Origin of the sequence: Streptomyces sp. NPDC058534, assembly GCF_042717365.1 — a bacterium.
Taxonomy (GTDB): domain Bacteria; phylum Actinomycetota; class Actinomycetes; order Streptomycetales; family Streptomycetaceae; genus Streptomyces.
Genome location: NZ_JBHXNW010000017.1, coordinates 30,261 through 37,871 on the forward strand (window position 1 = coordinate 30,261; position 7,611 = coordinate 37,871).

At 73.4% G+C, this 7,611-nt stretch carries 7 protein-coding genes; 4 read left to right on the forward strand and 3 right to left on the reverse strand.

What is annotated here, in order from left to right; all coding sequences use genetic code 11:
- Positions 1–135: 135 nt before the first annotated feature.
- From ACFWR9_RS13220 to ACFWR9_RS13230, 3 genes are all read right to left on the reverse strand, one after another.
- Positions 136–2,010, reverse strand: a complete 1,875-nt coding sequence (locus ACFWR9_RS13220; RefSeq protein WP_383840140.1) for a rhamnogalacturonan lyase — start codon at positions 2,008–2,010, stop codon at positions 136–138.
- A 74-nt stretch (positions 2,011–2,084) separates the two neighbouring features.
- A complete protein-coding gene (locus ACFWR9_RS13225; protein ID WP_383840143.1) occupies positions 2,085–2,825 on the reverse strand; it encodes a class I SAM-dependent methyltransferase in 741 nt (246 codons plus the stop codon).
- 4 nt (positions 2,826–2,829) lie between these two features.
- Positions 2,830–3,135, reverse strand: a complete 306-nt coding sequence (locus ACFWR9_RS13230; protein ID WP_383840146.1) for a 4a-hydroxytetrahydrobiopterin dehydratase — start codon at positions 3,133–3,135, stop codon at positions 2,830–2,832.
- A 141-nt stretch (positions 3,136–3,276) separates the two neighbouring features.
- On the opposite strand from ACFWR9_RS13230, the gene ACFWR9_RS13235 reads away from it, so the two are divergent.
- From ACFWR9_RS13235 to ACFWR9_RS13250, 4 genes are all read left to right on the forward strand, one after another.
- Positions 3,277–4,104 (forward strand): helix-turn-helix domain-containing protein, encoded by an 828-nt coding sequence (locus tag ACFWR9_RS13235; protein WP_383840149.1) that lies wholly within the window; start codon positions 3,277–3,279, stop codon positions 4,102–4,104.
- 86 nt (positions 4,105–4,190) lie between these two features.
- Entirely contained in the window at positions 4,191–5,054 is an 864-nt protein-coding gene (locus ACFWR9_RS13240; RefSeq protein WP_383840152.1) for a helix-turn-helix domain-containing protein, read from the forward strand.
- A gap of 57 nt (positions 5,055–5,111) precedes the next feature.
- On the forward strand, positions 5,112–5,927 hold the full coding sequence (locus ACFWR9_RS13245) for an SAM-dependent methyltransferase (RefSeq protein ID WP_383840155.1): 816 nt from the start codon (positions 5,112–5,114) through the stop codon (positions 5,925–5,927).
- A gap of 110 nt (positions 5,928–6,037) precedes the next feature.
- The coding region (locus ACFWR9_RS13250; protein ID WP_383840158.1) for a molybdopterin-dependent oxidoreductase at positions 6,038–7,611 on the forward strand (1,574 nt) is incomplete at its 3' end.

The following is a 7,611-nucleotide window of genomic DNA, read 5'->3' on the forward strand; positions in this document are numbered from 1 at the left end:
GAGAGTTCGGGATTCACGGGGTCTTTCCCGGGCACCCCGGGTACCCGGCCCGCGTGCGCTATGCCCGCCGGGACCGGCGGGCGCGTAAGCCGGGTGGGTGGGGTGGGCGTCCGAGGGCGCCCACCCCACCCTTGTTCACGGTGTGTACACCGCCGGCCTCGGCGCCGTCGGCATGCCGCTGCCGAGGAAGAAGCTCGGGTGCGGGGGCTGGTTGTACGCGGTGTTCTGCCAGGCCAGGGCCGTGCGGTACTGGGTGTCGTGGAGGAGGGTCGTGATGCGGGTGCCGGTGTCGTACGGGGTGGAGTAGATGCGCAGGGCCGTGTTGTCCGACGTGCGCCAGACGACCTCCTCGCGCCAGTCGCCGAGGATGTCGCCCGCGAGGACCGGGGTGGCCTTGGTGCCGTTGTTGGACGCGACGCCGGAGCCGGTGAGGAGGCGGGTGTCGCCGGAGGTGCCGTACTTGTCGACGTGGGTGCCGTCGAGGAGTTCGCGGACCGGGTCGCCGTCCCACCAGGACAGGAAGTTGGCGCTGGAGGGCTTGCGGCTGTTCACGACCGTGCCCTTGGGGTTGCGGACGCCGCTCTCGGCGGAGGACCAGGACTCGGCGCCCGCGCTGCCGGACCAGATGTCCCCGGCGACGCCCCGGCCGTTGTCGCCGCCCGCGGCGGTGGACCAGATGATCCGGCCGGTGCGCGCGTCCGCCATCCAGGACGAGGGTTTCGAGGCGTCCTCGTCGATCTTGAACTCCTCCAGGCCCGCGCGGGACGGGTCGAGGTCGCCGACGTGCATGGCGTCGCCGTGGCCGTTCCGCGTGGTCCACAGGGCGTTGCCGTTGTCGTCGACGGCCATCGCGCCGTAGACGATCTCGTCCCTGCCGTCGCCGTCGACGTCCGCGACGGAGAGCTGGTGGTTGCCCTGGCCGTCGTAGCCCTTGCCGCTGTTGGTGGAGGAGTTGGTGTCGAAGGTCCAGCGGCGGGTGAACCGCCCGTTCCGCCAGTCCCAGGCGGCGATCACCGAGCGCGTGTAGTAGCCGCGCGCCATGATCAGGGAGGGCCGGGAGCCGTCCAGGTACGCGGTGCCCGCCAGGAAGCGGTCGACGCGGTTGCCGTAGGAGTCGCCCCAGGAGGAGACGTTGCCCCGGGCGGGGACGTAGTCGACGGTGCCCATGGCCGTGCCGGTCCGGCCGTCGAACATCGTCAGGTACTCGGGGCCGGACAGGACGTAGCCGGAGGAGTTGCGGTGGTCGGCCGAGGAGCTGCCGACGACCGCGCCGGTGCCGTCCTTCGTGCCGTCGGCGGTCTTCATGGCCACCTCGGCCCTGCCGTCGCCGTCGTAGTCGTACACCTGGAACTGGGTGTAGTGGGCGCCCGAGCGGATGTTGCGCCCCAGGTCGACGCGCCACAGCCGGGTGCCGTCCAGCCGTATGCCGTCGACGATCGTGTTGCCCGTGTAGCCGGACTGGGAGTTGTCCTTGGCGTTGGCCGGCTGCCACTTGAGGACGAGGTCGAGCGCGCCGTCGCCGTCGAGGTCGCCGACGGAGGCGTCGTTCGCCTCGTAGGTGTACGAGACGCCGTCGGGTGTCGTGCCGCCGGCGGGCGGGCTGATCGGCACGTCCTTGTAGCCGGCCCGGAACTGGACGGCGTGGACGGAGTCGCCCTGCTCGGTGCCGTTGACGACGGCGCGGACGGTGTAGTCGGCGTGGGACGGGGCGCCGGCGTGGAAGAAGGTGGTGGAGCCGGTGACCGGGCCGGCGTTGACCTTCGTGCCGGCCCGGTAGACGTTGAACGCGACGTTGTCCGGGTCGGTGCCCAGCCAGCGCCAGCCGACCAGGTTGCCGTCGCCGGTGTGGACGCTGACCACGCCCCGGTCGAGGGCCTCGACCTGCCGTGCCGTGGCGGCCTGGGCGGTGTCGGGGGCGAGCGTCGTCAGGCCCGCGCCGACGAGCCCCGCGGCGGAGAGGGCTGCGGCCAGGGCGAGCGGGCGTCTGCGGTACGTGTGGGGGTGGCTCACGACGGACCTCCTGGAGGACGGATGGGTTCCGCCTCTCAGTCGCCGCCCGGGAGACCCGGGTTGCCGCTCCGGGCCTACGACTTCACGAACGCCCGGAGGGTGAAGACCGGGTCGGGCCGGGGCCGGTCCTGGTCCGGCAGGGCCGCGAGCCGGGTGGCGAAGTGCTCCGCGCGCGGGTCGCCCGGCGGCAGCGTGACGAACCAGCCGCGCCGCAGGTCGGCGACGGTACGGCGGGGGCTGCGGCCCTGGCCGTGGCCGGTGAAGCGGGCCTGTCCCGCCGGGACCAGGCCGTGCGCGCGGGCGTACGCCTCGACGAGGCCGACGGCGTCGTGTGCGGTGCTGGGCGGGCGGGCCGCGAGCACGGCGTCGATGTCACTGCCCACGTTGTGCGAGGCGCCCTTGTCGACGGTGGTCACGTACACCCCGCCGCGCCGCAGCACGCGGGCGCACTCGCCGACGATCGCCCGCACGTTCCCGGCGCCCCCCGCCAGGTGCAGCAGCCACACGCTGGTGACGGCGTCGAACCCGCCGTCCCGGAACGGCAGCCGGCGGCTGTCGGCGAGCACGACGGCACCGGGCAGCCGGGCCGCCGCCCGCCGGGCCATGGCGGGGGCGAGGTCCGCGCCGGTCACCCGAGGGGCGCCCGGCGCGGCCGCCAGCCGCCGGGTGACGATGCCGGTGCCGCAGGCGACGTCGAGCAGGCTGCGCGCCCCTCGCGGCACGAGGCTCAGTACGGCCCGTGCGGCGGCCTCGGCCCGGGGCTCGCCGCCGCGGGACGCGTCGTACCGCTCCGCTTCCTTGTCGTAGTCGAGCACACCGTCAGTGTGCCCCGTGACCGGCGGCCAGATCCTCCACCCTGCGGGCGAGCTCGACGTCCTTCGCGGTGACGGCCCCGCCCGCGCTGTGCGTGTGCACCGCGAGGGACACGGTGTTGTAGCCGAGGGTCAGGTCGGAGTGGTGGTCGAGTTCCTCCTGCACCTGGGCGATGTGCACGACCATGGCGGTCGCCGCGAAGTGCGAGCCGAGCCGGTAGGCACGGGTGAGGCGGCCGTCGTCCAGCGACCAGCCCGGCAGCTCGGTCAGCCGCTCCTCGATCTCCTGCCGCGACAGCGGTTCTACGGGCATGTGCCACGCTCCTGTCCTGGTTGCCGGGGGGTGCCTGGGTACCGGGGTGCCCCTTCAGCCTGCCACAGCGCGGCCGTCGGAGCCCTGGTCAGGAGGGCCGACCCGTCCCGGTACGGGCCGCCGTCGACTACCGTTCGGCCCATGACCGCACTCACGTCCGGCACCGTCCCCGCCACCCGGGGCGTGGGTCCGCTGCTCCGGGCCTGGCGGGAGCGGCGGCGGGTCAGTCAGCTGGAGCTGGCGCTGCGCGCCGACTCCTCCGCCCGGCACATCAGCTTCGTCGAGACGGGCCGCTCCCGGCCGAGCGAGGAGATGGTGCTGCGCCTCGCCGAGCACCTGGACGTCCCCGTGCGCGAGCGCAACGCCCTGCTGCTCGCGGCCGGTTACGCCCCGCACTACCCGGAGACCCCGCTGGACGACCCGGCGCTGGGCGCCCTGCGCGAGGGCATGGAGCGGCTGATCCGGGGCTACGAGCCGTATCCGGCGCTGGTGGTCGACGGGACGTACCAGGTGCTGGCGGCCAACCGGGGCGTGGCGATGCTGATGGACGGGGTCGCGGAGCATCTGCTCGCGCCGCCGCTGAACGCGATGCGGCTGACCCTGCACCCGGAGGGACTGGCACCGCGCATCCGCAATCTGCGCGAGTGGCGCGGGCACCTGCTGGAGCAGATGGAGCGGCAGATCGCCCTGCAGCGCTCCGAGCCGCTGCGCGCGCTGTACGACGAGGTGGCGGCCTATCCGGTACCGGACACCGCGCCGGAGATCACGCCGGACGGGGAGCCGGACGAGCCGGTGCCGTACTTCGCGCTGCCGATGATGATCGAGCACGAGGGCCGGACCCTGTCGTTCATCTCGTCCATCTCCACCTTCAACACCCCGATGGACGTGACGGTGGCCGAGCTGGCCATCGAGACGCTGCTGCCGGCCGACCCGGCGACGGTCAAGTACCTCCACACACTCCTGTCCTGACAAGGTTGATCGCGAACACCCCTGTGAGAGCGGCGGGGGTACATGACAGACTGCGGTGTGACTTGGGCGCGTTGGGGAGGCGTGGCGTGAGTGAGCGACGGGCCGCGCCCACCGTGGGCCAGGTGGTCCTCGGCAGACGGTTGCAGGAACTGCGGGAGACCGCGGGCCTCAGACGCGAGGAGGCCGCCAAGGTGCTCCGCGTGGCCCCGGCCACGGTGCGGCGCATGGAGATGGCCGAGGTCTCGCTGAAGATACCGTATGTCCAGATCCTGCTGACAACCTATGGGGTCGGGTCCGACGAGGTCTCCGCGTTCGTCACCCTCGCCGAGGAGGCCAACCAGCCGGGCTGGTGGCAGCGGTACCACGACGTGCTGCCGGACTGGTTCAGCATGTACGTGAGCCTGGAGGGCGCCGCGCGGATCGTCCGCTCCTACGAGCCGCACTTCGTCCCGGGGCTGCTCCAGACCGAGGACTACGCGCGCTCGGTCCTGGAGGCCGGGACGATCGGCAACGCGGGCGGTGACGCCGTCGAGCGCCACGTGTCCCTGCGGATGGAGCGGCAGCGGCTGCTGGAGCGCCCGGACCCGCCGCACCTGTGGGTGGTGATGGACGAGACGGTGCTGCGCCGTCCGGTCAGCGTGCACGGCCGGGTGATGCGCGAACAGCTGGACAAGCTGCTGGAGTTCGCGTCCCGGGACCGGGTGACGCTCCAGGTCGCCGAGTTCGAGGACGGGCCGCACCCCGGGACGTACGCGCCGTTCACCCTGTTCCGGTTCGCGGAGCCGGAGCTGCCCGACATGGTCTTCACCGAGTATCTGACGGGCGCCCTGTACCTGGACTCCCGGCCCGAGGTCTCCGCGCACCTGGAGGTCCTGGACCACATGACGGCGCGTGCCGCGTCGACCCAGCGCACCGAGAAGGTCCTGCGCGAGTACCGCGAGAACTACTGACCCGGCGACCCCGCCACCGAGGCCCGAAGGCCCGAGGCTCCCAGGAGACGACACGGCATGACCGGATTCGACGGAAGCACCACCCCCATCGACACCAGCCGGCCGCATCCGGCGCGCGTCTACGACTGGTGGCTGGGCGGCAAGGACAACTACCCGGTGGACGAGGAGCTGGCCCGCAGGATCCTCGCCGCGGACGGCACGGCGGTGCGCGGCGCGCGCGCCAACCGCCGGTTCATGCACCGGGCGGTCCGCACCCTCGCCGAGGCCGGGATCCGGCAGTTCCTGGACATCGGCACCGGCATCCCGACCGAGCCGAACCTGCACCAGGTGGCGCAGGCGGTGGCCCCCGAGTCGCGGGTCGTGTACGCCGACAACGACCCGATCGTCCTGCGGCACGCGGAGGCGCTGCTGCACGGCTCGGCGCAGGGCTCCACGGAGTACGTGCACGCCGACGTCCGGGATCCGGACCTGATCCTGCGGCTGGCGGGAGAGAGCCTGGACTTCGGCCGGCCGGTCGCCCTGTCGCTGGTGGCGCTGACGCACTACCTCGGCGACGCGGTCGACGGCGACGACGTGCACGGGCTGCTGGGGCGGTACGTCGACGCCCTCGCGCCCGGCAGCCACCTCGTCCTGTCGCAGGTCACGCCCGATCTGAACCCCGAGGCGGTGGGCCGGGCCGCCGGTCTGTTCACCCGCAGCGGCACACCGTTCCACCCGCGCTCGCTCATCGAGTTCGCGCGCTTCTTCGACGGCCTGGAGCTGCTGGGCCCCGGCATCATCCCGGTCACCGGATGGCGGCCGGACCCGGAGGACGTGGCCGCCCAGACGGAGGGCATCGTGCCGGTCTACGCGGGGGTCGCGCGCAAGCTCTGACCCGGACGCCGGACGCCGGACGCCCGCGCTGACCCGTACGGGCCCCGCGAACGGGTGCGCTCCCGTGCCCGCCCCTAGGTTCGGGAACCAGGGCGAGCAAGGGAGCGCACGTGACCGACACGCGGACACCGCCCACCGAGCCGGGCGCGGCGCTGCTGCGCGCGGGACGGTTCTTCCGGCCGGGGACCGCCGCACCCGACCTGCACAGCATCGGGCTGGTCGGCGGCCGGGAGGCGGACGCCTTCTACCGGGACCGCTGGAGCCACGACAAGGTCGTGACCTCCACGCACGGTGTGAACTGCACGGGCTCGTGCCGCTGGAACGTGTTCGTCAAGGACGGCATCATCACCTGGGAGACCCAGGCCACGGACTATCCGTCGGTCGGCCCGGACCGCCCCGAGTACGAGCCGCGCGGCTGCCCGCGAGGCGCCGCGTTCTCCTGGTACACGTACTCGCCGACGCGGGTGCGCTACCCGTACGTGCGCGGGGTGCTCCTGGAGATGTACCGGGAGGCGAAGGCGCGCCTGAAGGACCCGGTGCCGGCCTGGGCGGACATCCAGGGCGACCCCGAGCGGCGGCGGCGCTACCAGCTGGCGCGGGGCAAGGGCGGTCTGGTCCGGGCCGACTGGGACGAGGCGGTCGAGATGGTCGCCGCCGCCCACGTCCACACCATCCGCACCCAGGGCCCCGACCGCATCGCGGGCTTCTCCCCCATCCCCGCGATGTCGATGGTGTCGCACGCGGCGGGCGCCCGCTTCCACTCCCTCATCGGCGCGCCGATGCTGTCGTTCTACGACTGGTACGCCGACCTGCCCGTGGCGTCGCCGCAGGTCTTCGGCGACCAGACGGACGTGCCGGAGTCGGGCGACTGGTGGGACGCGGCGTATCTGATCATGTGGGGTTCGAACGTGCCGGTGACCCGGACGCCGGACGCGCACTGGATGGCGGAGGCCCGCTACCGGGGCCAGAAGGTCGTGGTGGTGTCGCCGGACTACGCCGACAACACCAAGTTCGCCGATCAGTGGCTGCACCCGCATCCGGGCACGGACGCGGCGCTGGCCCTGGCGATGGGGCACGTGGTGCTCAAGGAGTTCTTCGTCGACCGTGAGACCCCGTTCTTCGACGACTACGTGCGCCGCTTCACCGACCTGCCGTTCCTGGTGACGCTGACCGAGCGGGACGGGGCGTACGTCCCGGCGAAGTTCCTGCGCGCCGCCGACCTGGGGCAGGCGGGTGGCGACGCGGCCTGGAAGACGGTCGTACTGGACGAGGCGACGGGCCGCGCGGTCGTCCCGAACGGCTCGCTCGGCTTCCGCTGGAACGAGGCAGACCAGGGCCGCTGGAACCTGGACCTGGGTGACGTACGGCCCCGGCTGAGCCTGCACGGACACGAGATGGCGTCGGGTGTCGAGGTGCTGCTCCCCCGCTTCGACACCGAGGGCGGCGCGCACGGGCAGGGGCGTGGGGACGTGCTGCGGCGGGGGGTCCCGGCGACGCGGCTCGGTGGGGCGACCGGGCCGCTGGTGACGACGGTCTTCGACCTGCTCCTCGCGCAGTACGGCGTGGCGCGGCCCGGGGGGGGGGGGGGCGGGGGGGGCGGGGGGGGGGGGGCGGGGGGGCCCCCCCCCCCCCCCCCCGCCCCCACCCCCCCCCCCCCCCCCGCGGGGGGGGGGGGGGGGGGCAG

What these genes read in the sequence shown, in the direction of transcription:
- ACFWR9_RS13230 (WP_383840146.1), bottom strand. Translation starts at nt 3,135, where the DNA reads ATGCCCGTAGAACCGCTGTCGCGGCAGGAGATCGAGGAGCGGCTGACC.
- ACFWR9_RS13235 (WP_383840149.1), top strand. Translation starts at nt 3,277, where the DNA reads ATGACCGCACTCACGTCCGGCACCGTCCCCGCCACCCGGGGCGTGGGT.
- ACFWR9_RS13245 (WP_383840155.1), top strand. Translation starts at nt 5,112, where the DNA reads ATGACCGGATTCGACGGAAGCACCACCCCCATCGACACCAGCCGGCCG.